This is a genomic window from Devosia sp. Micro-HW1 (genome assembly GCF_056341075.1).
In genome coordinates this window covers 240652-265704 of record NZ_CP094375.1, presented here as the reverse complement: position 1 = coordinate 265704, position 25053 = coordinate 240652, and the positions used below count along the sequence as shown (strand labels likewise).

Below are 25053 nucleotides of genomic sequence, written 5' to 3'. Positions count from 1 at the left end.
GCCATGACCCAGAAAACCATCCATCTCGTCTTCAAGACGCATCTCGATATTGGCTTCACCGACCACGCCGCCCGCGTGCGCCGGCAGTATCATGAGCAGTTCATCCCGCAGGCCGTGGCCACGGGCGAGCATTTCTTCAACGAGAACCCCGAGGCTCCTGCCTTCATCTGGACCACCGGCGCGTGGCTGATCTGGGACCACCTCAACTCCCAGCCGCAGGACAGGGTCCGGCGTCTTGAACAGGCGATCGAGCGCGGGTTGATCGTCTGGCATGGCCTGCCCTTCACCACTCATACCGAGCTGATGACCCCTGCCCTTTTCCGTGCCGGGCTGTCCTATGCGGCGGAGCTGGACCAGCGCTTTGGCCGCAAGACCATCGCGGCCAAGATGACCGACGTGCCCGGCCATACGCTGGGCATGGTGCCATTGCTGACCGAGGCGGGCATTCGGTTCCTGCATCTGGGCGTCAACACGGCCAGCCCGGTGCCGGACGTACCGCCAATCTTCCGCTGGCGCGCGCCGGGGGGCGAGGAAGTCGTGGTCATGTACCAGGCCTCCTACGGTGCCACCGATTTTCCCGCCGGCGACGATATTGGCCTCAGCTTTGCCCACACCAATGACAATATCGGTCCGCAAAGCGTGGGGCAGACGGTCGAAGCACTGCGGCATATGCATCACGCCAATCCGGGCGCCGGAATCAAGGCGTCGACGCTTGATGCCTTTGGCGCGGAAATGTGGGCGCGGCGCGAAAGCCTGCCAGTGGTGACCGAGGAGATCGGCGACAGCTGGATCCACGGCACCGCGACCGACCCGGCAAAGCTCGCCCGCTATCGGACGCTCGGGCGGCTTTATGAGGGCTGGACGGCAACGCCAACGCCAGAACGTCTGGCCTTCGGGCGGGATCTCACCATGGTCGCCGAGCACACCTGGGGCGTCGACATCAAGACCTACCTGCGGGACGAGAAGGCCTGGGACCGCGCCGATTTCGAGGCCGCCAGAAGACAAGACTACCGCTTCGCCTATGCCGAGCAATCCTGGGCCGAACAGCGCGCCTACATGACAACGGCCATGAACAATCTGGCTGCGGCTGACCGGGCCGAGGCCGAGGCGGCGCTTGTGGCACTCGACGCACAGGTTCCGACGCTTCCGGCCGAGCCGCTGGCGGGTACGCAGATTGCTTCCGATGGCTGGTCAGCCGATCTCGAGCCCACGACCGGCGACATTGTGCGCATCACCGCGCCGAACGGTCATATCGTCCAAGGGGAGAAGGCTGCTCTCTTCGCGTATCGGCACGAAAGCTATGACTGGCAGGAGTTGCAGAAGCATCTCGACAGCTATCTCCAGCATCGCGACGAGTGGGCCATTCTCGACCACGACAAGCCGGGCCTCGGCGCAGCGAAAACCGCCCGGACGGCGCCGTTCGCCCCCCGGCATAGGGGCGTGTCGGGCGATATTGCATGGAGCGACATGCCCGAGGATGCCAATGCGGCGCTCGGCGCGCCCCGGCGAGCAAGCTATCGCCTGCGCGCGCTTGATGACGAGAGGGTGGAGGTGACGCTGTCCCTTCACGACAAGCCTGCCAATCGCATGCCGGAAGCGGGCTTTCTCAGTGTCACACCGGCCCAATCAGGTGGATGGGCGCTGCGGAAAATGGGGCTCTGGCACGACAGCCGACACATTGTCCGCCGCGGCGGCGGCCAGTTGCAGGCGGTCGAGGCCGCGCGCAATGACGGCATCCTGATCGAGCCGCTGGACAGCATGCTGGTCTCGCCTGAAGGCTCGCCCTTTATCCCGTTCCAGCCCGAGCGGCCTGATTTCAGCGCCGGTCTGCGCTTCAATCTCTACAACAACAAATGGGGCACCAACTTCCCGATGTGGTGGGAAGGCAGCGCCGCCTTCCGCTTCATTGTGGAGATTTCTTCCCGCTAGAGCCGTTCATCATCGACCTCCAGGACCGGACCCGGGCTGACTAGGCCCGCGCGTCCTTGGCCGCCTGGCTCCGCTTGTTGGCCTGCGAAACCCTGCCGACCTTGGCCGGATTGACCTTGGTGCGGGCCTTGGCATTGCTGACCGAGACCATGCCCGAACGCGACGTGCGCCCGGCATCGGGATGCCTGCTCGCCTCCCCGGCCTTGCGCATAGCGAGCGCGCGATAGGCATTGTCCGAGAGGGTCGCGCGCGCGGCGAGCTTGTCGAGGCGGTGGGTTTCGGCGTTCAACCGCTTCACCGCACCGGCGAAGACCTGCTTGCGACGCTGGGCGTGCTCCGCCGTGCCAGCGAAACTGCCGCCCCGCGGATCGGCCTTGCCACGCACTTCGCGGCGGCGCTGACGCGCCTGGGTCTTTTCCTTTTCGCGCATGTCCCGCGTGCGGCTGCGCAATGCGTTCAACTCCTCGCGGGACAATTCGTAGATCGCTGGGTGGTGCGACTGCCGCACAAGCTCGAGTTCCTCGTGTGAGAGAAGGCTGGCTTCCGCCTTGCTGGGCATGCTCATCATTGTCTCCCTTGGTTCTCGAGCCCTGCTCAAGGTCGATCTTTTGAAACGTCGAATGGCGGGGTCAGTTCCTGTCGCTAGAATGGCCAGATCAGCGGAACGACGAATACCGCGATGATGAAAAACCACAGCATCAGCGGCAGTCCCAGTTTCCAGTAGTCACCGAAGGCATAGCCGCCCGGAGCCATCACCATCAGGTTGGTCGGCGTGGCAATCGGCGTGAGGAAGGCTCCGGCGGCGGCAACGGCCGTGCTCATCAACACCGGGCGGGGCGAAATGCCCATGGCGGCCGCTGCCGCAACGCCGATGGGGATGACAATCAGGGCCGTGGCGGTATTGCTGATCAACTGGCCCATGATCGCCGTCAGGACAAACAATCCTGCCAGGAGCGCAAGCGGCCCGGCATCACCGAGGTATCGCACCAGTTCGCTCGCCAGATATTCAGCCGCGCCGGTCTCGACCATCGCGGTGGACAGGGGCATGAGCGCCGCGACGAGAATGACCGTGGTCCATTCGATGGCGCGGTAGGATTGATCGACACTCATGATCCCCGTGAGGATCACCGCGCCGGCCGCAATCAGCCCGGCAACTGCGGGTGGCACGAAGCCCGTCGCCAGCAGGATCACCATGATGGCCAGGATGATCAGGACCTGGCTGGCACCCGGCCCCATCGGCAGAGCGTGGCGGCGCACCAGTTCCGGGGAGCTGACGACCAGCACATCGGGGTCGGGCAGGTTTTCATCCAACGCCTTCCAGGTCCCCTGCAGCAGCAGCGTATCGCCCGCCTGAAGCGCGACATAGCCGCGATCCCGACCGCTGGCCGGCATTTCGACTTCGTTGCCGGCCCGGCTGACGGCAAGGATGATCAGGTCGCCACTCTTGGTGACCATTCCTGGAAAAACCTTGTAGCCCACCAGCCCCGAGCGCGGCGGGATAATGACTTCGGCCAGGCCCGAACGGCGGTTGTAGAGCATGTCCGCGCCATCCTGCGTTTCGGAATCGACAAGGGCGAGACCCATTTCGCGCGAGAAAGCCGCGACAAGTTCGGGCTCGGCCTTGACGATGACCGTATCGCCCTCGGCCATGGCGCGGCGGCGCAACGGCCTGGCCTTGTCGCCGTCCTGCACCGCAACAATGTTGAGGAAGGGCCACGGCGCGGTATCGATATGACTGGGCGCCTGTCCGATGAGCGGCGAGCCCGCCCGCACGACCAGGCTGTTGACCCCCGTGGCCAGCCCATATTGCTCGACCAGCGTCCGCGCGTGGCGGCTGAAATCGGCCGGCATCGAAGCGCCATCGCGCTCCGGGAGCAGACGAGAGCCTGCCAGGATGATGATGGCCATGGTGCCGGCCAGCAGTGGCACGCCGACCAGGGCAAATTCGAAGACGCCGAAATAGCCCGTGCCCGCCTCATGGCTGGCATCGGACACGAGGACATTGACGGGTGAACCGGTCAAGGCGAGCAGCGAGCCGGAATGGGCCGCAAAGACCATCGGCATGAGCATCTGCGACGCCTTGCGCCGCAGCCGGACGGCGGTAACGACGACCACGGGCAGCAGCGCCGCAACGGCGCCATTGACGCTGATCAGGGCCGTCAGCACCGAGACCAGCAGCATCATCAGCACGAAGAGCCGGGTCCGGCTGGTCTCGCCAGCGCCACGGATGAGCAATTGCCCGGCCCATGCAGTGACGCCTGTCGCCTCAAGCCCTGCGCTGACGATAAACAGGGTGGCAATGAAGATGACCGCCGGATCGCCGAAGCCGGCAAGAGACTGTTCGATCGTCAGGATGCCTGTCAGCCAGAGGGCCAGTGTCGTCAGCATGGCGACGATGACGACCGGCAACCTGTTGGAAATGAACAGCACTACGGCGATGGCCAGGATGACGGCGAGAGTGGCCATGTCGCTCATGCCTGAAATCCTCGCGTCAGTCGGGCAGGATCGCGGTCAGGATGGCGAGCCGGCAACCCTTCTCGTATTCGGGCAGGTTGACATATTCCTTGATCGTATGGATTTCGGCCTGCCCCGCGCCAATGGTGACGGTGGGAACGCCGTGCTTGTCGAGCCAGTTGGCGTCAAGGCCACCGTTGGAGAACTGGTAGTCGGGCGTGATCCCGAGCTGTGCCATGGCCGTGGCGACGCGGCGGACGGGGGCGCTTTCGCGGTCGAGTTCAAAGGGCGGATAGGAGGTCACGCGCGTGAACCTGACATCGGCAGTCTCGCCCTCGGCATCGGTGACTTCGGCCCTGGCAAGGTCAAACGCCGCGCCAAAGGCATTAGCGATGCGCAGGGCGAAACTGGCGTCGGGGCTTCGCGCCTCGCCCTTCAAACAGGCATAGTCGGTGACGACATTGGTGGCGTCGCCTGCCGGTTTGCCGTCCTTGCCGCCGAAGACGCCGATATTGCTGGTGCCCCGCCCTTCCGGCTTGACTACCTTACCGAACCAGCCGGCCCTGCGGGCCTCGGCCAGCCCCATGGCACCAACCAGCGTGGCGGAGATTCCCTTTTCCGGGGCGACGCCGGCATGGGAGGCCCTGCCGATGATTTCGACCTCCCAGTTTTCCTGTCCCACGGCCCCGAGGATAAGATCGGAGGAGGCCTGTCCATCGATATTGATGCACATGACCGGCCCGCCCAGCTCGGCAGGATTGAGTTCCCGCGCACCATGCAGGCCGCTCTCCTCGCGCACGGTGAAGAGAAGGGTGATGGGCGGATGCGGCAGGTTATGGCGCAACAGGGTCTCGACCAGGACCACAAGGGCGGCGACACCGGTCCTCGCATCGCCTCCCAGGGCCGTCGTGCCATCGGAAACGATCCGGTCGCCTTCCTTGCGCGGCTTGGCGCCGGCGCAGAGCGGCACTGTATCGAGATGGGTCGAATAGAGCAGGCGCGGGCCCGGCCGGGTTCCCGGAAGGGTGACAATCAGATTGCCGGTCTCGGTCGGCAGCGGGATACGGGTGTTTGCATCGTCGAAGCGGATGGCGCTTTCGGGGACACCGGCCTCGACAAGTGCTGCCCGGACGGCGGCGGCAATGTTGGCCTCCTGCCCGGTGATCCCCTCGACAGACAGGAATTCCAGCAGGCGCCGCTCGGCTGCTTCGACATCCAGTGGAATGGCGTGCTCATTCATGGTTTCACCTGCCTGGTTGAACGTGAGGCAATCTCGGTCAGAGCCCCCAGGGCAAGCCGACCATTTGCCAGATGGCAAACATGATGGTCCAAAGGACGAAGATGATCGCGGTATAGGGCAGCATCAGCGAGACCACCGTGCCGACCCCGGCATCGCGGTCATATTTCTGCGCAAAGCCGACCATCAGGGCGAAGTAGGCGTTGAGCGGGGTGATGGCGTTGACCGGCGAGTCACCGACCCGATAGGCCGCCAGAACCGCCTCGGGCTCGACCCCCAGCTGCATCAGCAAAGGCACGAAGATGGGCGCGAAAATCGCCCATTTGGCGATGGCTCCGGTCAGCAGCAGGTCGATCACCGCAACGACGATGATGAAGCCGAGCAGCAGCGGCAGGGGGCCGAAATTGGCGCTCTGCAGCGCCTCGCCCAGGCTTAGCGCCAGTACGGTGCCGATATTGGTATAGGTGAAATAGGCGACGAACTGGCTGAGGACGAAGAACAGGAAGATCGTCGGTCCTAGCCCGGTCACGGCCTTTTCCATGGCCTTGATCACATCCGACAGGGTCTTGAGCGTGCCCGCGCCGATGCCATAGGCCCAGCCGGAGACCAGAAACACGAGAATGATCAGCGTGATCAGGCTGTTCATGAAGGGCGAGTTGCCGATCAGGTCTCCGGTTTCGGGATCGCGGAGAGGCCCCCAAGACGGGAGGGTCAGCACGGCAAACACAGCGACCAGCCCGATCAGCCCGAAGAGGGCGAAGCGAAGGCCCCTGCCCTCCTCCTCGGTGAGGCCCGAGCTGGCCGTCTCGTGGCCCGGTGTCGCCCGGCTCGGGTCGTAGGTGCCCAGGCGGGGCTCGATGAGCCGGTTGTTGATGACGGCGATGACCACCGTGAGGAACAGCACCGAGCCGAACGAGAACCAGATATTGGACGCCAGCCCCACCTGCACGTTGGGGTCGATGAGCTGGGCGGCGTCATTGGTGAACTCGACCAGAACGGCATCGAGCGGTTTGATCACCATGTTCACGGTGAAGGCAGCGGCGACAGCCGCAAAACCGAGAGCGAGGCCGGCCAACGGATTTCGCCCCACCGTCAGGAAGGCGACCCCGGCGAGCGGCAGAAGGACCAGGTAGCCAGCATCTGCGGCCACGCTGGAAAGAATGCCGACAAAGGCCAGGATATAGGCCAGCGCCCAGCCGGGTGCCACGGCGACAAGCTTGCGGATCAGCGCGGAGACGAGCCCGGATTCCTCGGCCACGCCGGCGCCGATCATGGCGCCGATCATCAGGCCGACCGCCGTGAAGCCCATGAAATTGGGAATCAGGGATTCATAGAGGAAGCGGATGCCATCGGCATCGAGAAGGCTGCGAACCGGAATGACTAGTTCCTCGACCTCATCGGTTTCCGGATTGATCACGGAACTGATCGCCGTCACGCCGAACAGGCTCAGCAGCACGGACAGCACGATGATGATCGCGATCAGGTTGAGAAAGATGACAACCGGATGGGGAACCTTGTTTCCGACACGTTCGACGGCGTCCAGAAAACGCTGGATGACCGACTTGCTCTCAGCTTTCTCGGACGACGACATATTCAAGACCTTACCAATCAAAGGCCCATGCGCCGAACACATTAGCATAAAGCACAAGTATTCATCAACAGATGAAGTTATCTCTCTTTATAACATCACCTAAATACACTTCACCTTAGTGTAAACAAGGCAACAGAAATTAAGCAGCGAAAATGCCACTTGAATCTACTCTTGTGATTTTAAATTTTTAGCGGAGTGTAATAGGAGTTTTTGGACCTGCTAATTTCTCCCTACTGATCTTGCTCTTCAGAAAAAGGCTTTGATGCGAAAAGGCCCATACCGAGTTGCTCGGACAGGTATCGGGTTACCCTCTGCCCCTTGATGCTGTTCCCAGCCGCATCGAGGCGCGGCGCATAGGTGCCAAGGCCGCCCTTGCCCGGGGCAACCGTCACGATGCCGCCGCCAATTCCGCTCTTGCCGGGCAGTCCGACGTCGTAGAGCCAATCGCCCGAGGTCTCGTAGAGACCCAAAGTGGCCATCACTGCCAGAGTGTGGCGGCACGATGCAGGCCCAACGACCTGCTGACGGGTCATCGGATTGACCCCACCATCAGCGAGCGTCGCGCCCATCACCGCCAGATCAATGGCCGTGACATCGAGCGAGCACTGGCGGGTGTAGAGCTCCAGCGCCTCAGCCGGATCGCTGTAGATACGTCCGAGGCTTTGGAGCAGGTGGACGATGCCACGATTGCGGAAATTGCTGGCCATGGCGGAGGCGAACACGCTCTCGTTCAAGTCCAGCGCATGTCCGGCAAAGGCCGAAAGGCCCTCTTGGACAAAGGCCCACCTGTCCCCCAGCGTTGTCCCGGGAACAAGGCTGGTGGTTGCGATGGCCCCGGGATTGACCATGGGGTTGGTCCTCCCGTCCTCGCCAAGCTCGATCGGCGAAAGGGCGTTGAAGGGATAGCCGGTCGCATTGACGCCGACGCGGGCGCGCATTTCGTCCGGCCCCAGTGACTGGCAGACAAGCGCGAAGACGAATGGTTTGGAGACGCTCATGATCGGAAACGGCCGATTCCCGTCTCCGACAGCGTGAACCCGGCCATCAATATTGGCGACCCCGATGCCGAACAGGTCCGGGTCCGTATCGGCAAGAACCGGATAGACGGTCGAGACGTCGCCCGAACTGTCATCGCGGCTTTCCCGGTAAGCCTGTTCGAGCAGGCGATCGATCTCGCTTGCTGGCGGCATCTGTCCGGTAGAGACATAGGCAGGTGTGCTGCCAGTCATCGCTACACTGTCCCGGTCAGCAGGCGCCGCCGCAGCCCCCGCGTCAATCGCCCATCCACGCCCGGGCGCTTGGCCTCGCTACTCCGAACGCGGCAGGTTTCATCCGGTTGCACGGCAACATTGCGGGACGTCCGCAGTCACTGAAATCGGGACAGACGTCAAAGCCCTGGGACGCAAGCCATACCGGAACTTGCGTCACCAGACGTCTCACGCTGCGATGGCGCGCCAGCACATTTCGATGACGAGACTGCGCTCGGCGTCGGACAGCGGCTCCGTATAGAGCCGGCGGCGCTTCAGCGTGTTGCGGATCGCCCCGCGAATGAAGCTCGCCATCATGGTGGGCGAACCGGCGCGGAAGTCCCCACTGACCTGCCCTGCCTCGATCAGCACGATGGCATAGTCGACGAAGGCGCCGAAAATCGCCTTGGCGTCGGCCATGGTGATCAGCGGATTGTTTTCGAGATAGTCAAAGAGACGGGCCCGCTGCGGATCGGACCAGATGAAATCGACATAATCGGCAATGTAGACCTGCATGCGCTCGACCGGAGTCCTGTTCGGATCGGGCGTGACAGAAAGCCGCTCGGTCATCTGCTCGGCCATGCGGCTGTAGACGCCCAGAACCAGGGCTTCCTTGGAATCGAAATAGTTGTAGAGCGAGCCGGTGGCCACGCCTGCCTCCTCGGCGATGGCGGCCATGGAGCAATGCAGCCCGTTCTTCACGATCAATCTCGAAGCGGCGGCGATGATCCGCTCCCGCTTGTCTGGGGTCACGTCCATAAACTGAATGAACCTTCATTCACCTGTCATGTAGAGAGGCTAGCTAGGCATCTGTTCCGGCGCAAGAGGGAAACGACCCATTCTGCGATATCGGATTAAAAAATAACCTGAAGCCTCTGACGAGGCTCATTTGTTTCAGGAGAGCAGCATGTCCGAACTCGTTACTTTCGTGCACCTGACCGACCTTCATGTCGGCGACCCGAGCGTGCCCGACGATCACCTGCATTCCGACACCAATACGACGCTTGCGGCCATCCTTGCCGACGTCAAGAAGCTGGTGCCGCAGCCGAAATTTATCGTTGCCAGTGGCGACCTGACCAATCGTGGCGGCGAGTCTGATTATGAAGCGCTCAAGACCATCTTTACCGAAGCCGAACTCACCATGCCGGTGCTGTTCGCCCTTGGTAATCACGACAAGCGCGAAGGTTTCTACCCCGCCATGCTCGGCAACGACAGCCATGCCATGGCTCCCTATGACCATGCCCAGGTCATCGATGGCATCCACATCATCACGCTGGACACCTCGGTGCCCGCCAAGATCGGAGGCTCTTTCGAGCCGGGCCAGCTCGACTGGCTGAAGGCCGAACTCGAAAACCATGCCGAGCTGCCAAAGCTCCTCGTCATGCACCATGCGCCGGCGCTGGACGACAACCCGGCCATGGAATGGGAGTCGCTCTCCATTGCCGACACCGAGGCCCTGCGTCAGACCGTGGAAGGCAAGACTGTCATCGGCATCCTCTCCGGCCACATTCACTATGACCGCGTCTCGAACTGGTACGGCATTCCGGTCGTGGTCGGCATCGGCCAGCATGCCGCCACGGACGTCCTCTGGCTTCATGAAGGCTTGCGCGGCTACGAAGGCGCGTCGTTCGCCATCGGCACGGTGCGCCCCTCGGGCCTGACCATCACCTTCGCGCCGCTGCGCAAGGACCCCAAGGAAATCATGAGCTTCCGCTTCGCCGACTTTGCCGAAATGCTCAAGAAGTACGAGGCCAGCCTGGCTGCCGCCGAGTAGCGCCCAAGACCATTCCGGGCCCCCGCAGGGCCCCTGTCCCTAATCCCCCCTCACTGGAGAATTGCGATGAACCGCAAGTCCTTCCTGCTCGGCGCGCTCGCGCTTTCAATCTCGACCCCGGTCCTGGCGCAGACCATGGCCCCGACCATCGACCAGCCGGTCACCATCACCTTCTACAACTACAACCTGGCCAGTGCGGGCCTCGGCGCGGACGCGACCAGGAAGCTCATTGCCGAGTTCATGGCAGCCAATCCGAACGTCACCGTCGAAGGCATCGGCTATTCCAGCGCCGATGCCAGCCGCATCCAGGCGGATCTCGCCGCTGGAATGCCGGTTGACCTGGTGCAGACCGTGTTTTCCGACCTCGACTTCGCAGTGCAGAACTTTGGCGCCCAGGCGCTCGAGGACATCGCTCCAGCCGAGGAAATCGCCGGCCATATGGAAGGCATGCATCCCAACGGCACCAAGCTGGGCGTGCTCAACGACAAGACCTATGGCCTGGCCTATACGTTCTCGACCCCGGTCCTGTTCTACAATGCCGACCTGTTCCGCGCCGCCGGCCTCGATCCCGATGCCCCGCCTCAGACCTGGGCAGACCTGAAGACCGCCGCCCTCGCCATTGAGGACAAGACCGATGCCGAGGGCTTCACCGGTGGCATTACCGGCCCCGGCGCCGTCGACTGGCTGTTCCAGGGCGTGGTCCGCTCCAACAATGGCGAAGTGATCTCGCGCGACCGAACCACCATGAAGTTCGCCGAACCGGAAGCGGTCGAGGCGGTGATGATGCTGCGCGACCTCTATGATGCCGGCGCCTATGAGAACTACGACTTCGCCGGCGCCATCGAAGGCATGGCCGCGGGCAAGCTGGGCATGTACCTGCAGACCTCGGCCCTGCAGTCCTCGCTCGTTTCCGGTGCTGCCGGCAACTACGAACTGCGCGCCACCACCATGCCGCGCTTCGGCGAAAAGCCCACCCGTCCGAACAATTCGGGCTCGGCCCTCACCATCCATACGACAGACCCGCTGAAGCAGCGCGCCGCTTGGGAGTTGATGAAGTTCCTGACCTCCGAGCATGGCTACACCATCATCACCTCGGAAATCGGCTACCTGCCGCTGCGTCCCGCCATCGTCGATGATCCGCGCTACCTCCAGGCCTGGGTTGCCGAGCACCCGCTGGTGCAGCCGAACCTGGAGCAGCTCGACCGTCTCGAACCCTGGGATCCGATGCCGGGCCCGAACTATCGCCAGATCATGAAGACCATGATGGACGCGGTTGAAATGTCGGTCTTCGGCGGCGCTGACGTCGCTGCCACCCTGGCCGACGCCCAGGCCAACGCCCAGTCCCTGATGCCCTAGAAGTCGGCACCGGCCGATATCCCCACCCTCATTCCCTCCCCACAAGGGGGAGGGATCAAGGGTGGGGGAGCCAAGCGCTCGAACCTCACAAGATTTTCTCCAACCCTCGGAGCGTGACATGGCCCTAGCTGCATCCGCCCCCGTCCAGAGGCGACGCCTTGCCCGGCCACGCTGGTCGCCCTGGCTCTACATGGCTCCGGCCATCCTCACCCTCGCCGTCTGGATCTACTGGCCGCTGGTGGACGCGTTCCGCCTGAGCTTCTTCCAGTGGAACATGCTGCCGACCTCGCCCCAGACCTTTGTCGGCTGGGAAAACTACCAGCGCATCTTTGCCCTGCCAAAATTCTGGCAGGCCCTGCGCAATACCGGCGTCTATGTCGTCGGCCTGCTGCCGCTGGCGGTGCTGATACCGCTGGCTTTGGCCATCTATACGCATGACCTGGCGCCGCGCTGGCGCAATATCTACCGCGCCATCATCTTCGTGCCGATGATCATCGCCCCCGTCGTCGCGGCCGCCGTCTGGCGCTGGCTGCTCGATCCGAACTACGGCATGGTCAATGCCCTGATCGGCTTCTTTGGTGCCGAACCGATCAAGTTCCTATCCGACCCGCGCGTCGCCATCTGGACCATCATTGCCATTACCGGCTGGAAGCTCATCGGCTTCTCGACGCTGATCCTCTCGGCCGCCAACGCCAATATCAATCCGGCGCTGATCGAGGCGGCCCGCATGGACGGGGCCAGCAAGTGGGAAATCATCCGCGACATCCGCCTGCCGCTCCTGAGTTCCTCGGTGCTCTTCCTCGTGATGATGACCATCCTGCTCGGCGCTCAATGGAGCTTCAGTTACATCAACGTGCTCACCGGCGGCGGCCCGCTCGGGGCGACCACCAATATCTACTATCTGCTGTGGGATTTCGGCTTCTCGACCATGTCGGTCGGCTGGGGCTCGGCCGCGGCGGTCATCCTGTTCCTCGGCTTTGGCGCACTGGCCTTCGTGCTGTTCCGCCTCATCGACAGGTATTCCTTCCATGACAACTGAAGCACTCCATGCGCCGCTCGCTACGGCGCGCCCTCTCCGCCGCAAGGCTGCCGAAGGCGTTGGCCTCAACAGCGCCGCCGGCCACCTCGTCATGGTTCTGCTGTCGATCTTCTGCCTGTTTCCGGTCTACTGGATGCTGGCGACGTCGTTCCGCCCGGCCAATGCGATCTTCGAGACGAGCCTGTGGCCATCAACCATGTCGCTCGACAACTACACCTATGCGCTCGACAGCATTCCGATCATGCGGATGCTGGTCAATACGCTGGTCGTGTCGGTGCTGACCACGATCGTGCAGCTGTTCACTGGTCTTCTCGCCGCCTATGCCTTCGCCCGCTGGAAATTTCCGGGCGACAAGCTGGTCTATACGGCGGTTGCCCTCACCTGGCTGGTGCCCTTCCAGGTCGTGATGATCCCGAACTACCTGCTGATTGCACAGATGGGCCTGCTCGACACCATTGCAGCCCTGATCCTGCCGAACTTTGCCTCGGCGCTCGCCATCCTGCTGCTGGCCCAGGCCATGCGCAGCTTTCCCAAGGAAGTCGTCGAAGCGGCCCGCATGGACGGCGCCAGCTCGTGGCGGATCCTCTGGGAAGTGATGACACCCAACCTGCGCGGCACCCTCGCCTCGCTGGCCATCCTCATCTTCATCTCGACCTGGAACGAGTATTTCTGGCCGCTGCTGCTGACCCGCACGGCTGACAACAGCGTCATCCAGATCGGCATCCAGATGTTCATGAGCTCCGAAGGCAACCAGTGGGGACCACTCATGGCTGCCTCCACCCTGGCCAGCCTCCCGGTTCTTCTCATCTACATCGTCCTGCAGCGCCAGGTCATCCAGTCCTTCATGAAATCAGGAATTCGCTGATGAACGCCCCCTTCACCCGCCACCTGCCCGTCAAGGGCACCTTCAACGTCCGTGACCTGGGCGGCTATGTCACCCCGGCCGGGGAAACCCGCTGGCGTCGCATCCTGCGGGCCGACGGCCTGCACCGCCTCGACTCCGATGGCATGGGCACCCTGGTCGAGGCCGGTGTCGCCACGGTCATCGACCTGCGTCATCCGGGCGAGCTGGCCACCCAGCCGAACCCGTTCCACGCCAATCCGGCCGTGCGCTATCACAATGTGTCGCTGTTCGATCAGCTCGCGCCGACGCCCAAGCCGGGCCAGGACCTGCTGCTGGAGCTCTATATCCTGGCGCTGGAGACCCGCCAGTCTGCCATTGCCGATGTGCTGACCATCATTGCCGACGCGCCCGAGGGCACGGTGCTCTATCACTGCACCGCCGGCAAGGATCGCACCGGCATCATTTCGGCCCTGCTGCTGGCGCTGGCCGATGTCGAGGCCGCGCTGATCGTCTCGGATTATGCCCTTACCGCCGAAATGATCGCGCCCATGGTCGACGAGATCGCGGCCCACGCCGCCGCCAATGGCGCCGACCTCGAGGCCTTCCGTCCGTTGCTCGGGGCAGAGCCGTCCACAATGGTCGAGACCATCGCCTATATCGAAAAGACCCACGGCTCGGCCCTCGCCTATCTCAAGGCCATCGGCCTGTCCGATGACACCATCGATCGTTTGCGCAACCGTCTCACGGGAGAGTTTTGATGGCCGAGCTCGTCCTCAAGCAACTGAAGAAGACCTATGATTCCAAGCAGGTGCTGCATGGCGTGGATGTCACCATCCCCGATGGCGCCTTTGTCGTCATGGTCGGCCCCTCGGGCTGCGGCAAGTCCACCCTACTGCGCATGATTGCCGGCCTCGAAGACATCAGCGAAGGCACTCTCTCCATCGGCGGCGTCACCATGAACGACATCGATCCGGCCGACCGCGGCTGCGCCATGGTGTTCCAGAACTACGCGCTTTACCCGCATATGAGCGTGCGCCAGAACATCGCCTACCCGCTCAGAATTGCCAAAGTGCCGACAGCCGAGCGCGACAGGCGCGTGGAAGAAGCCGCGGCCATCCTCAACCTCACCGAATACCTGGACCGCCGACCGGCCCAGCTTTCGGGCGGCCAGCGCCAGCGCGTGGCCATGGGCCGCGCCATCGTGCGCGAACCCGAAGTTTTCCTGTTCGACGAGCCGCTTTCCAACCTCGACGCCCTGCTGCGCGTGCAGATGCGGATCGAGATCAAGCGCCTGCACAAGCGGCTCAACGCCACCTCGATCTTCGTGACCCACGACCAAGTGGAGGCCATGACCCTGGGCGACATGCTGATTGTGATGAATGCCGGCCGCATCGAGCAGGTGGGCTCGCCGTCGGAAGTGTACCGCAGGCCCGCATCGGTCTTCGTCGCCGGTTTCATGGGCTCCCCGGCCATGAACCTGATGGAAGCGACGATGGGTGCGGACGGGCAGGTATCGCTGGATGCCACCGGGCGTCCGATCCTGCGCCTTGCGGGGCTTGCAGAGGGTACGCCGATCACCGTGGGCATCCGTCCCGAAGCCATTACCTTTGCCGCCCTCGGCGAAGATGGCCTGCCCGCGACGGTCGAACTGGTTGAGGAACTGGGTGGCTCGCGCATCGCCTATTGCAACCTCAAGGACACCGAGATCGCCGTCGTGCTGCCGCCGGGCGACGAGCCCTATGAAGGACGCGAGGTCAGGCTGGTGCTCAACCAGGCCGATCTGCACGTGTTCGACCGCATTACCGGCCAGCGCATCGACATCGAGCCCGCGCGGGCAGAGACAGCCGCCCGCACGCTGGCGGCGGCGCAGTGACCGCCCGCAGGGGGCGGCTCATTCCGCGCCCCCTGCCCCTTGCCTTGTGCGCGGGGCTGTAATTGACTGTGGCCGGAGGGTGGTCGAGTGGAATCGGCCCAACTGCAGGAGGAGCGCAGCACATGGACAATCACGAAGATCACGGCCTCGACTTCATCGAAGGCTTCTCGCTTCTCGCAGGAGCCATCTGGGTGCTCGGCGCGCTGTTTCTCTTCGCCATGGTGCTGCTCGGACAGGGCCGCGTCTAGGCCGACTGGCGCGCCTCCCCATCCAGGCAGAAATCCGCTGCGCGCGCCGTGCAGGCGGCATAGAAGCTGCCCAGCCGCGCGTCTACGTCGAGCGCTGCGCGCCGGCAGGCGTCGAGCGATTGCGCCGGATCGCGTCCGGATTGCAGGTCGGCGATGAGGCCGGCATGGACATCAGCCAGGGCCGCAAACTGGGGTGAGCGCGCAACGGCGCCATCTCCCACCAGCACAAAGATCGGCTCGCGGTGGCTCATGCCCTTGAGCTCAACGGCGCCGGCCGGAAGAAAGGCCAGCTCCGTCGCTGCGGCAGCTGTCGCCTCGGTGACGAGGATGTCGTGGCCGATAATCCGGCACATGCCTTCGATACGGCTGGCGACATTCACCGTGTCACCGATGCACGAATAGTCAAAGCGCTGCTCGAACCCCATATTGCCGACCAGCGCCGGACCGGTAGCGATACCGATACCGATGGAAATGGGTTCCCGCTCGGTCGCATTGAGCCTTTCCAGGGCATCGCGCATGTCCAGCGCGGCCAGGCACGCCCGTTCGGCGTGGCGCTCGACGTCGACAGGCGCGTTCCAGAAGGCCATGACGGCATCGCCCATGAATTTGTCGATCGTGCCCTGCCGCTCCACGATGGCAGCGCCAAGGGCGGCAAACAGGCGGTTGAGGATGGCGACGAGCGCCGCCGGCCCCGTCCGCTCTGCCAGGGCCGAGAAGTTGCGGATGTCCGAGAACATGACGGTCAGATCGCGCACGTCGCCGCCCAGGCGGAGAAGGCGGTTGTCGGCCTCGATCCGGGCCAGCAGGGACGGCTCGACATAGTGCGCAAAAGCCCGGCGGATTCGCCGACGGTCAGCATCGGTGATGGCGAACCGGAAGAAGGCCATGGCAGCATAGAGCAGCAGTGCCCCCAGAAGGGCAAAACTTGGGTCGATCAGCAGACGCGGAACCGAAAAGGCCCACCAGCTGACGGCGATGAGCAGGCCACCGATGGCGAGCGACACGGCAAGCCCGGCCACGGGCCCGGTGAAGATCACCGCCAGCGCGATCAGCACCCCGGCCAGCGCGAAAATCGCCATCTCAAGCCCGGCGACCCAGTCGGCGCGTTGCAGGTAGGTATTGGTCAGCATCTGCTCCAGCGCCTGGGCGTGGATAGAAACGCCGGGCACGGCGACCCCGAGACTGGACGCTCGAATATCCAGCAGCCCGCTGGCGGATGCGCCGATAAGGACAATGTGGCCAGAGACCAGCGAGGCCAGATCTGCATAGTCATCGGCGAGCAGGTCGGCAGCCGGCACGTAGATCTCGGGCGGCAGGTGGCGATAGTAGAGCCAGATGTCGCCGGTCGGGCCCGTGGGCACGGCGAAATCGCCGATACGCAGCTGTTCGACGGTTCCGGCACCCGCGCTGTCGCCGATCACGACAAGCGTCGAGACGCCAAGCGCAATGCGCAGGGCTTCGGCAGAAAGCGTCGGCAGGACCGAGTCACCGTTGCGCCAGAGGACAGGCAGGCGTCGCGCTATGCCGCCTCCATCGCGGTCGAGGCTGGCCACGCCAAGGCCGGGCGCGGCCTCGGCGAGGATAGGTAGCGGCTGCGCCGCCCCACCAAGTTCCGGGATCATGGCCAGCGGGTCGGCCCCCGTCGTCGCGAGGCCCGATTTTGGTGCCAGGTCGGTATTCGCCGCCCGCCGGCTCTGGGCAAGACTAAGGATGGTTGGCCCGGAGGCCAGGGCAGAGGCGAATTCGGCGTCGTAGTCCGCTCCTTCCCCCGCAACCGCCGCAGGCGACAGGCGGTCGGGCTCGCTGAACAGGAGATCGAAGGCGATGGCGGCGGCGCCGAGCTCTGTCAGGCGTCTTGAAATTTCTGCCATGGTGGAGCGCGGCCAGGGCCATTGCCCCAGCCCGGCCAGCGAGGACTCATCAATATCGATGATGCGAACCGGCAGGTCTTCCGGCGCCTCGCGCGGGCGCAACTGTTGGAACGTGTCGAACGTGGCTTCGCGGGCGACCACCAGCACGTAGGGGTCGGCAGCGCGCAGCAGCGTCAGGCCGGCAATGACGAGGAGGCCGAAGAGGAAAGCCAGCCAGCCGCGCCTGCCCATGCTTGCCAGCCCTAGTTGCAGTGCATGCCGGCGACCGGAGCTGTCGCCGAGGGCACTTCGGGGCGGCCACGCACGTCACGGCGGAAATCGCTGGGCGACATGCCGGCCATCTTGCGGAAGGACTTGTTGAATGCGCTCAATGAGCCGAAGCCGCTATCCATGGCGACGGCCAGGACGCTCGCCTCGTCCTTCATCAACAGCGCCTGCGCGTAGGAAAGACGCATCAGGTTGATGTAGTCGTTGAGCGTCATGCCGGTCGACTTCTTGAAGACGGTCATGGCGTATTTGGGATGGATGTCGGCGGCAACGGCGATGTCGACCGAGTCGATCTCCTCGCGAAAGTTTTCGGCGATGAAATCGCAGATACGGACCACAATGGGCGAGGTATGGGGATCCAGCCCGCCGACATCGGTGATCGGCTGCATGTCGGGCAACAGCCGATAGGGGGAGAACCTGAGCCGCTCGATGCGCAGCAGCAATTCGTCGACAGCCAGGCTCGCCTTCATCGGATCGTTCGAGTGCGTATAGTCCAGCCAGCGTTCAAAATTGATTGGGTCGGCAGCGTCGGTGGCACTCGAAATCAGCGTGGCGCCCTGCATCAGCCTGGCCTGCACGCCGGAAGGCAGGCGCAGGCGGAAGAAATGCACCAGCGGCAGGTGCCCGCCTGCATAGACGAGGTCCTCGGAGGCATCGTCGAGCCAATGCGGCTGGCCGCCCCAGAACAGGGCGAAGTCGCCCGCAGTAAACCGCACCTCGTGCCCGGACATGCGATAATGCGCCCAGCCGCGCACGATGTAGTTCACTTCCACCTGGGCGTGCCAATGGGCCGCGCGCATCAGGCGCGGTGACGTCATGAACATCGACAGCGCGGTGGGTACGCGCTCGACGCCATTGGGCCGGGGTTCGTAGTAGAGGCGAGAATCCATCTTACTTTCCGCCCGGTCCGCATACCCGAAATCGGGGTATGCCTTTGGCAGGCGCGCTAACTTAGAAATCAGAGGACCCAAGAGCAATTGAAAAGCACGTCTTTGGACAGCTGGCTCGCGGTGGCCGGGTAACACCCCGGCAGACTTGTATGGATTGAGCATCGCGAACCCCGAAAGCCGCGTCGCACTCGGGCGGATGCTCTGGTGAGGAAAATGACATGACTGACAAGAAGATCCGCTGGGGCATTATCGGCCCGGGCAGCATCGCCAAGGCGTTCCGTGGCGGACTCAATGACAGCCAGCATGGCGTGCTGGCCGCCATAGCGACGCGCAATCCAGACCGGCCGGGCCTCGCCGAAACCTTCCCGGAGGCGCGTATCGTGCATGGCTATGACGCCCTGCTGGCCGATCCCGAGATCGATGCGGTCTATATCGCCGTTCCCCACACCGGCCACGCCGAATGGGCGATCAAGGCGGCAGAGGCCGGCAAGCATGTGCTGGTGGAAAAGCCGCTGGCGCTCTCGGCTCATGAAGCCGACGCCGTGTTCCATGCCCATCGCAAGGCCGGCACCTTTGCCGGCGAAGCCTTCATGTATCGCGTGCATCCGCAGACGGCGAAGCTGATCGAGCTGATCCAGTCCGGAATCATCGGCGAAGTGCGGATGATCCAGTCGAGCTTCGGCTTCTCCATGGGCAAGTTCCAGCCTCAGCACCGCCTGTTCGCCTCGGAGCTGGCGGGCGGCGGCATCATGGATGTCGGCTGCTATCCGGTTTCGATGGCGCGCCTCATCGCCGGCGCCGCCAGCGGCAAGCCGTTTGCGGATCCGGTCAAGGTTGCGGGCGCGGCCAAACTCAATGCCGAAGGCACGGACGACTGGGCTGCCGCCATCCTCAGCTTCGAGAACGGTATCGTGGCGCAGGTGAGCTGCGCGGTCATGTCCAACCTCGACAATGTGCTGCGTATTCACGGTGCGGACGGGCGGATCGAAGTGCCCGACTTCTGGTTTGCCAATGGCAATCGCGACCAGGGCCTGGGCAAGATCGACATTATCAGGGGCGGCAAGACCGAGAGCGTCAGCGTCGGCGCCAAGCCGCATCTTTATTGCTTCGAGGCCGAGGCCGCCTCGCTGGCGATCCTCGTCGGCAAGCAGGAATTCGATGCGCCGGGCATGAGCTGGGCGGATTCGCTTGGCAATCTGCGCGTGCTCGACAAGTGGCGTGCCGATGCCGGCATGGAATTTTCGGTCGAGACATCAAAGGTTCGCACCAGGACGCTCGACAATCGCACGCTGGGGCCAAACACCGGCGTCATTCCCAAGCGCAACATTCCCGGTCTCGCCAAGCCCGCGTCGGCCGTGGCCCTGGGCTTCGAGGATTTCCGCACCTTTGCCTCGGGCGCGATTCTGCTCGACGCCTTCTGGGAAAAGGGCGGCAATGTCTTTGACACCGCCTTCATCTATGGCGGCGGCTATACCGAAAAGCTGTTCGGCCAGTGGCAGAAGAGTCGCGGCGTGCGTGAACAGGCGGTAGTCATCGGCAAGGGCGCGCATTCGCCGCTCGTCTACCCTGACGTCATCGCCAAGCAGCTGACCCAGTCGCTGGATCGCCTCCAGACCGACTATGTCGACGTCTATTTCATGCACCGCGACAATACCGACGTGCCGGTGGGCGAGTTCGTCGATGCCATGGATGCCGAGGTCAAGGCCGGGCGCATCCGCGGGCCGTTCGGTGGGTCCAACTGGACCAAGGAACGCATGGACGAAGCGATTGCTTACGCTGAACGCACTGGCAAGACCAAGCCTCAGGCGCTCTCCAACAACTTCGCCCTGGCCGAAATGCTCGATCCGATCTGGGCCGGCTGCGTCACCTCGTCGACGCCGGATTACAAGCAGTGGCTGATCGACCGCCAGGTCACCAACTTCTCCTGGTCGAGCCAAGCGCGCGGCTTCTTCACCGACCTTGCCGGAAGGGACAAGCGCGACAATGAGGAGCTGGTGCGCGTCTGGTACAACGAGCAGAATTTTGGCCGCCGCGACCGCGCCATCGAACTGGGCAAGCAGCTGGGCCACTCGCCGATCCATATTGCCCTGGCCTATGTGCTGACGCAGGAATTTCCCAGCGTGCCGCTGATCGGGCCGCGCCGTCTGGTGGAGCTGGAAGACAGCCTCAAGGCGTTCGAGATCAAGCTGACGCCCGAACAGGTAAAGTGGCTTGAACAGGGCTGAGGCTCCGGGCCTTAAACAAACGCGATGCCGCCCTCGGACTTGATCCGAGGGCCACTTTCAATCCGACACGCGCTGTGAAAGGTCCTCGGGTCAAGCTCGAGGACGGCGCTCGGTGCGCGGTGATGCCCCGCCCCCACCCTATTCCTCGGCAAATGTCGACAGCGGCGTGGTCTTCGCCAGTTGCACCATGCGGAGCGCCGCAAGGAAGGCCAGGAGGGCAGACGCCACGGCCATCAGGAACAGCGGAATAATCGACGCCAGCACATCGGCGTTCTCCGTCGCCAGCGGATATCCGGCGGCGTTGGCTGCCACGCCAGCCAGCGCCGCGCCAAGGGCATTGCCGGCGGATTGGGTCGTGGGCAGGAGAGCCGAGGTGCGGTCACGCTCGGCACTGTCAGTCGCTTCCATGATGGTCAGCATGATGTAGCCGTTGGAAATGCCAAAACCCATGCCGATGGCCGCCTGTCCCATCAGGACCAGCGCCAATTGGGTCCATTCGAGACCGAGCAGGACGAGCACGAGGCCGGCTGCCAGCAGCACCGGCCCGGTGCGGATGAGAATGCGTCGCGTCGAGCGCCGCCGGACATTGGCCACCGTCACAGAGGACAGGCTCCAGGCGACGGCCATGATTGCCGCAGTCACCGCCGACTGGGTGGGACCGTAGTCCCAGAGCTGCTGCAGCAGCATGATGAGATAGACGCCCGTAGCAGCGCCGGCCACGGGCATCAGCAGGAAGACCCAAAGTCCGGAACCGACTGCGCTGCGCAGGGTAAAAGCGTCCGGCGGCATCAGGCGCTCGGCCGAACGGCGATCAAGAAACACGGCCAGGATCAGCAAGACGGCTGCACCTATCAGCAGCAGCACGGCCTGCAGCGGCTCCGCCACGGCAGCAAGCGCCACCAGCAGCGTGCCAGCGCCGATCGTTGCCAGGCGCAGACCCGGAAAGCCGTGCTCATCAGGCACTTTCTCGCTGTGCGGCACGACAAGAGCGACCATGGTGATGAAGATCACCACGAAGGGCACGTTGATGAGGAAGGCGGCGCGCCAAGAGATGAGTTCCGTTAGTACCCCTGCCCCGGCGGGTCCGCCAAAGGCCGCGACGGCCCACACCACGGCCTGCATGCCGAATACTTTTGGGACGAGACGGCTCGGAAACAATTCGGGGATCAGCGCGAAACAAAGCGCTGCCACGACGCCCTCGCCGAAGCCCTGGACAGCGCGTCCGGCCAGGACCTGAGTCATGTCGCCGGCAATGGCAGCGATCAGTGTTCCCAGCAGGAAGACCCCGGCCATGCTGATCAGCGACAGGCGCGATCCGAGCCGGCGCTTGAGCAGTGCTGCTGCAGCGCCGCCGACAATGGCGAAGACAAGGTAGAGCGTGGTGGCCCAGGAAATGACCTCGACGCCACCCAGCTCGTGCACCGCCGATGGCAGCGCGGCCGCCGACAGGAAGGCGTTGAACGCAAAGAGCGTCACACCCAGTGCCAGAATGGTGGTGACGGCCAGGTAACGGGGGCCAAAGATTTCGGCCCAGCGGCCTTCCACGGTGTCGGACATGACAATACCTATAAAACAAGCTTTTGCTTGTTTAATCCATTTCGGGCCAAAAGCAAGGCGGTTAAGCCTATTATTTGTGCAGCCCTTGGCGTGTCGGATGCGTCCTATCCCGTGCTCTGGTTTGGACGCATGCTGTGCCCATCTTCCCGTGGCGGAGGACTGCAGCGAGCAGTTGCGGGGAGCCGGAGGCAGGTGAGTCGCTTCACCTGCGCGCTCGCGAGACTTCTTTCCCCTGCGACGAGCGATCCACGGGGGTGTTCCCGTTCGATAAACCAGCGTTGCTGTTCCGCTGTTTGTCGTGCGCCGCCCTCAGCCTCATGAACAGATTTTGCAGATCGTTCGACAAAGACGCACAGTTACACTCTTGTGCCGCCTTGTGCGAAGAGCAGTGGTGACCTAAATGTCCGGATGCAGGTTCGCCTGCATTGTTCTCAGGGCGGGGTGAAATTCCCCACCGGCGGTAAAGGCAGCAGTGCCAAGCCCGCGAGCGCCTTCGGACCTACGGTCCCTGGGGTCAGCAGATCCGGTGTAATTCCGGGGCCGACGGTTAGAGTCCGGATGAAAGAGAACGGGACCAAGCGCCCTTGCCGGGCGCGCGCGTGCTTTGTCCGCGCCGATTCCGGCCTTGTCGTCTCCCGTAACCCTGAGGAAACTGGTTACGGAAAGGACGACAGATGAGCCAGATTTCCTCGACTTCCAACAGCGCCGCCACCACTGGCGCACTGTTCATGGTTTTTGCCAGCATCACTTTTGCCGGCTCCAACGTATTGCAATCGGTTCTGCCGACCCCCGCCGAATGGGGCGGTTTCGGCATGAGTTCGACCGGCATGGCCTTCTGGCAATATCTCATTGCCTCGATCCTGGCGCTGCCGCTGATCCTCAGGATCGGCCTCGGCAATCTGCGGACGAGCCACCCCCTCGCCCATGAGATCCGGGCCTTCGTCTCGGCGCTGGGCGTGCACGCGTTCGTCTACGGTTACGCGTCGGGTGTGCCGATCTGGCAGATGGTGACCCTCCTGGCCACCGGGCCATTGTTCATCATTCTCGGCTCGACTCTGTTCCTTGGCGAAAAAGTCTCTGGCGCGCGCTTCCTCGCCGCAATGGTGGGCTTTGCCGGTGCGATCCTGGTTTCGGGTGTCGGCACCGAGAGTATCGGCTGGCAGGCGCTGATCCCGATTACTGCCTCGGCACTGTGGGCCGGCACCGATGTGCTCACCAAGTATCTGACGCGCAAGGGAGAGAGCCCGGAGACGCTGACGGTATCGTTGCTGGTCCTGATGACGCCAAACCATCTGGCAATCCTGCTGGTGGCCAATGCGCTGGGGGGCTTCCTGCCCGTGGGCATGGCTCCCGGATTCCCCTTCGCGCTGCCCGACGGTCTTGGCCTCTGGCTTCTGCTGGTGCTTGGCGCACTGACGGCCATCGCGCAGTATGTGCTCGCTTTCGCGTATAAATCTGCCGATGCGACCTATCTGCAGCCATTCAGCGACCTCAAGGTTCCGCTCAGTGGCCTTGTTGGCTGGGTGGCGCTCGGACAGGTTCCGTCGGTCTGGTTCTGGCCTGGCGCGGCGCTGATCATTGGGGCCTCGGCCTTTATCTTCTGGGTGGAAAGCCGCGATACGTCGCCGACGCTCGCAGCAGCCTGACGGTGCATTTCCGGCGGGGTCGCGACAGTGGCCTCGCCTTTTGCTTGCCACCCGGGCGGTTTTGTTCCAATTCTGGAACAGACATTCCACGAGACAAGCCATGACCGTGCCGGCCGATTTCGAGTCCCTCCGCTTTGCGATCATGGAGCAGCGCACCACCCTGCCCAAGCGCCTGATGCAGGTTGCGGCCTTTGCACTCGAACATCCTGACGATCTGGCCTTCGGCACGACGGCGAGCATTGCCAGCGCAGCCGATGTCCAACCGTCGACCCTGGTGCGCTTCGCCCAGCATTTCGGCTTCGAGGGCTTTTCGGGCCTGCAGCAGATTTTCCAGGCGCGCCTCAAAGGGCGGAACGCCTCGTACGAGGATCGGCTGAGACAGCTGGAGTCGGTGGGCGGCAACGAGACCGAGAGCAGTGCGATCGTCACGGGTTTCATCGGGGCGGCCCATCAGAGCCTCGACGCCCTCGCGGCCGCCATCGATCCAAGGCAACTGGAGCGGGCGGTAGATATCCTCGCCAAGGCCGACACGATCTACCTTATTGCACGGCGGCGCAGCTTCCCCATTGTTACGTCCATGGCCTATGCGTTCGGCAAGCTCAAGATCCGTTGCCAGGTGGTGAGTTCTGCAGCCGGCAATGACGATGACCTGCTCTCCTTGGCGGGGCCCATGGATGCGGCCTTCGCGGTGAGTTTTGCGCCCTATGCCAGTGAAAGCGCATCGCAGGCACAGGCTCTGGCCAATCGCCGCATTCCAGTGGTGGCACTGACCGACTCCCCCCTTTCCCCGCTGGCGGATTGTGCAGAGGTCTGGTTTGAAGTGGTCGAGGCCGACCATGCCGGATTCAGGTCACTTTCGGCCAGTCTCGCCTTTGCCATGGCGCTGACGGTGAGCGTGGCGGAACGGCGGCGGCACTAGGTTCAACTGTGACCATGTTCCAGCAATAGAATATTCATTCTATGTTGCGCCACTTCAGAACATGTGTTTCATAGATGCAGAACCAC

Annotated in this window: 20 protein-coding genes and 1 riboswitch; of the genes, 11 read left to right on the top strand and 9 right to left on the bottom strand. The window is 63.5% G+C overall.

Annotation, left to right across the window (positions count from 1 at the left end):
- The first annotated feature begins 3 nt into the window (after window positions 1-3).
- Window positions 4-1929 (top strand): DUF5054 domain-containing protein, encoded by a 1926-nt coding sequence (locus MQW79_RS01220; RefSeq protein WP_476586349.1) that lies wholly within the window; start codon window positions 4-6, stop codon window positions 1927-1929.
- A gap of 40 nt (window positions 1930-1969) precedes the next feature.
- Here MQW79_RS01220 and MQW79_RS01215 read toward each other — a convergent pair whose 3' ends face one another.
- From MQW79_RS01215 to MQW79_RS01190, 6 genes are all read right to left on the bottom strand, one after another.
- The gene (locus MQW79_RS01215) at window positions 1970-2494 is read right to left on the bottom strand and encodes a hypothetical protein (protein WP_476586348.1); all 525 of its coding nucleotides are present in this window, start codon (window positions 2492-2494) and stop codon (window positions 1970-1972) included.
- A gap of 77 nt (window positions 2495-2571) precedes the next feature.
- Window positions 2572-4404, bottom strand: coding sequence for an SLC13 family permease (locus MQW79_RS01210; protein ID WP_476586347.1), 1833 nt, complete (start codon window positions 4402-4404; stop codon window positions 2572-2574).
- Window positions 4405-4420: 16 nt separating this feature from the next.
- Window positions 4421-5623: a M20/M25/M40 family metallo-hydrolase gene (locus tag MQW79_RS01205; protein ID WP_476586345.1), complete on the bottom strand. Its 1203-nt coding sequence runs from the start codon at window positions 5621-5623 to the stop codon at window positions 4421-4423.
- Window positions 5624-5660: 37 nt separating this feature from the next.
- Window positions 5661-7211, bottom strand: coding sequence for an AbgT family transporter (locus MQW79_RS01200; RefSeq protein ID WP_476586344.1), 1551 nt, complete (start codon window positions 7209-7211; stop codon window positions 5661-5663).
- A 230-nt stretch (window positions 7212-7441) separates the two neighbouring features.
- The gene (gene glsA / locus MQW79_RS01195; RefSeq protein WP_476586343.1) at window positions 7442-8440 is read right to left on the bottom strand and encodes a glutaminase A; all 999 of its coding nucleotides are present in this window, start codon (window positions 8438-8440) and stop codon (window positions 7442-7444) included.
- Between the two features lie 207 nt (window positions 8441-8647).
- Entirely contained in the window at window positions 8648-9217 is a 570-nt protein-coding gene (locus MQW79_RS01190; RefSeq protein WP_476586342.1) for a TetR/AcrR family transcriptional regulator, read from the bottom strand.
- A gap of 148 nt (window positions 9218-9365) precedes the next feature.
- Between MQW79_RS01190 and MQW79_RS01185 the strand changes: the two genes are divergently transcribed.
- The 7 genes from MQW79_RS01185 to MQW79_RS01155 all read left to right on the top strand — a co-directional run bounded on the left by MQW79_RS01185 (window position 9366) and on the right by MQW79_RS01155 (window position 15592).
- Window positions 9366-10232: a metallophosphoesterase gene (locus tag MQW79_RS01185; RefSeq protein ID WP_476586341.1), complete on the top strand. Its 867-nt coding sequence runs from the start codon at window positions 9366-9368 to the stop codon at window positions 10230-10232.
- Window positions 10233-10298: 66 nt separating this feature from the next.
- Window positions 10299-11588, top strand: a complete 1290-nt coding sequence (locus MQW79_RS01180; RefSeq protein WP_476586340.1) for an ABC transporter substrate-binding protein — start codon at window positions 10299-10301, stop codon at window positions 11586-11588.
- A 118-nt stretch (window positions 11589-11706) separates the two neighbouring features.
- Window positions 11707-12627 carry a carbohydrate ABC transporter permease gene (locus MQW79_RS01175; protein WP_476586339.1) on the top strand — a complete coding sequence of 307 codons (921 nt, stop codon included), beginning with the start codon at window positions 11707-11709 and terminating at the stop codon, window positions 12625-12627.
- Window positions 12617-13492 carry a carbohydrate ABC transporter permease gene (locus MQW79_RS01170; protein WP_476586337.1) on the top strand — a complete coding sequence of 292 codons (876 nt, stop codon included), beginning with the start codon at window positions 12617-12619 and terminating at the stop codon, window positions 13490-13492. The genes MQW79_RS01175 and MQW79_RS01170 overlap by 11 nt, the downstream gene beginning before the upstream one ends.
- Window positions 13492-14229: a tyrosine-protein phosphatase gene (locus tag MQW79_RS01165; protein WP_476586336.1), complete on the top strand. Its 738-nt coding sequence runs from the start codon at window positions 13492-13494 to the stop codon at window positions 14227-14229. The genes MQW79_RS01170 and MQW79_RS01165 overlap by 1 nt, the downstream gene beginning before the upstream one ends.
- A complete protein-coding gene (locus MQW79_RS01160) occupies window positions 14229-15344 on the top strand; it encodes an ABC transporter ATP-binding protein (protein WP_476586335.1) in 1116 nt (371 codons plus the stop codon). Before MQW79_RS01165 ends, MQW79_RS01160 begins: the two co-directional genes overlap by 1 nt.
- Window positions 15345-15466: 122 nt before the next feature.
- The gene (locus MQW79_RS01155; RefSeq protein WP_476586334.1) at window positions 15467-15592 is read left to right on the top strand and encodes a hypothetical protein; all 126 of its coding nucleotides are present in this window, start codon (window positions 15467-15469) and stop codon (window positions 15590-15592) included.
- Here the strand turns inward: MQW79_RS01155 and MQW79_RS01150 are convergent.
- Window positions 15589-17694, bottom strand: coding sequence for a CHASE2 domain-containing protein (locus MQW79_RS01150; RefSeq protein ID WP_476586332.1), 2106 nt, complete (start codon window positions 17692-17694; stop codon window positions 15589-15591). The two genes, MQW79_RS01155 and MQW79_RS01150, sit on opposite strands and share 4 nt — an antisense overlap.
- An 11-nt stretch (window positions 17695-17705) precedes the next feature.
- Entirely contained in the window at window positions 17706-18620 is a 915-nt protein-coding gene (locus MQW79_RS01145; protein WP_476586330.1) for a helix-turn-helix domain-containing protein, read from the bottom strand.
- A 218-nt stretch (window positions 18621-18838) separates the two neighbouring features.
- Between MQW79_RS01145 and MQW79_RS01140 the strand changes: the two genes are divergently transcribed.
- Window positions 18839-20845, top strand: a complete 2007-nt coding sequence (locus MQW79_RS01140) for an aldo/keto reductase (RefSeq protein WP_476586328.1) — start codon at window positions 18839-18841, stop codon at window positions 20843-20845.
- Window positions 20846-20983: 138 nt separating this feature from the next.
- On the opposite strand, the gene MQW79_RS01135 is transcribed toward MQW79_RS01140, so the two are convergent.
- Window positions 20984-22402, bottom strand: coding sequence for an MFS transporter (locus MQW79_RS01135; RefSeq protein WP_476586327.1), 1419 nt, complete (start codon window positions 22400-22402; stop codon window positions 20984-20986).
- A 423-nt stretch (window positions 22403-22825) separates the two neighbouring features.
- Window positions 22826-22976, top strand: a riboswitch (FMN riboswitch).
- A 100-nt stretch (window positions 22977-23076) separates the two neighbouring features.
- Here MQW79_RS01135 and MQW79_RS01130 point away from each other — a divergent pair.
- Entirely contained in the window at window positions 23077-24048 is a 972-nt protein-coding gene (locus tag MQW79_RS01130) for a DMT family transporter (protein WP_476586326.1), read from the top strand.
- 100 nt (window positions 24049-24148) lie between these two features.
- Window positions 24149-24967 carry a MurR/RpiR family transcriptional regulator gene (locus MQW79_RS01125; RefSeq protein WP_476586325.1) on the top strand — a complete coding sequence of 273 codons (819 nt, stop codon included), beginning with the start codon at window positions 24149-24151 and terminating at the stop codon, window positions 24965-24967.
- Window positions 24968-25053: the final 86 nt, after the last annotated feature.

What these genes read in the sequence shown, in the direction of transcription:
- MQW79_RS01220 (WP_476586349.1), top strand. Translation starts at nt 4, where the DNA reads ATGACCCAGAAAACCATCCATCTCGTCTTCAAGACGCATCTCGATATT.
- MQW79_RS01215 (WP_476586348.1), bottom strand. Translation starts at nt 2,494, where the DNA reads ATGAGCATGCCCAGCAAGGCGGAAGCCAGCCTTCTCTCACACGAGGAA.
- MQW79_RS01210 (WP_476586347.1), bottom strand. Translation starts at nt 4,404, where the DNA reads ATGAGCGACATGGCCACTCTCGCCGTCATCCTGGCCATCGCCGTAGTG.
- MQW79_RS01205 (WP_476586345.1), bottom strand. Translation starts at nt 5,623, where the DNA reads ATGAATGAGCACGCCATTCCACTGGATGTCGAAGCAGCCGAGCGGCGC.
- MQW79_RS01200 (WP_476586344.1), bottom strand. Translation starts at nt 7,211, where the DNA reads ATGTCGTCGTCCGAGAAAGCTGAGAGCAAGTCGGTCATCCAGCGTTTT.
- glsA (WP_476586343.1), bottom strand. Translation starts at nt 8,440, where the DNA reads ATGACTGGCAGCACACCTGCCTATGTCTCTACCGGACAGATGCCGCCA.
- MQW79_RS01190 (WP_476586342.1), bottom strand. Translation starts at nt 9,217, where the DNA reads ATGGACGTGACCCCAGACAAGCGGGAGCGGATCATCGCCGCCGCTTCG.
- MQW79_RS01185 (WP_476586341.1), top strand. Translation starts at nt 9,366, where the DNA reads ATGTCCGAACTCGTTACTTTCGTGCACCTGACCGACCTTCATGTCGGC.
- MQW79_RS01180 (WP_476586340.1), top strand. Translation starts at nt 10,299, where the DNA reads ATGAACCGCAAGTCCTTCCTGCTCGGCGCGCTCGCGCTTTCAATCTCG.
- MQW79_RS01175 (WP_476586339.1), top strand. Translation starts at nt 11,707, where the DNA reads ATGGCCCTAGCTGCATCCGCCCCCGTCCAGAGGCGACGCCTTGCCCGG.
- MQW79_RS01170 (WP_476586337.1), top strand. Translation starts at nt 12,617, where the DNA reads ATGACAACTGAAGCACTCCATGCGCCGCTCGCTACGGCGCGCCCTCTC.
- MQW79_RS01165 (WP_476586336.1), top strand. Translation starts at nt 13,492, where the DNA reads ATGAACGCCCCCTTCACCCGCCACCTGCCCGTCAAGGGCACCTTCAAC.
- MQW79_RS01160 (WP_476586335.1), top strand. Translation starts at nt 14,229, where the DNA reads ATGGCCGAGCTCGTCCTCAAGCAACTGAAGAAGACCTATGATTCCAAG.
- MQW79_RS01155 (WP_476586334.1), top strand. Translation starts at nt 15,467, where the DNA reads ATGGACAATCACGAAGATCACGGCCTCGACTTCATCGAAGGCTTCTCG.
- MQW79_RS01150 (WP_476586332.1), bottom strand. Translation starts at nt 17,694, where the DNA reads ATGGGCAGGCGCGGCTGGCTGGCTTTCCTCTTCGGCCTCCTCGTCATT.
- MQW79_RS01145 (WP_476586330.1), bottom strand. Translation starts at nt 18,620, where the DNA reads ATGGATTCTCGCCTCTACTACGAACCCCGGCCCAATGGCGTCGAGCGC.
- MQW79_RS01140 (WP_476586328.1), top strand. Translation starts at nt 18,839, where the DNA reads ATGACTGACAAGAAGATCCGCTGGGGCATTATCGGCCCGGGCAGCATC.
- MQW79_RS01135 (WP_476586327.1), bottom strand. Translation starts at nt 22,402, where the DNA reads ATGTCCGACACCGTGGAAGGCCGCTGGGCCGAAATCTTTGGCCCCCGT.
- MQW79_RS01130 (WP_476586326.1), top strand. Translation starts at nt 23,077, where the DNA reads ATGAGCCAGATTTCCTCGACTTCCAACAGCGCCGCCACCACTGGCGCA.
- MQW79_RS01125 (WP_476586325.1), top strand. Translation starts at nt 24,149, where the DNA reads ATGACCGTGCCGGCCGATTTCGAGTCCCTCCGCTTTGCGATCATGGAG.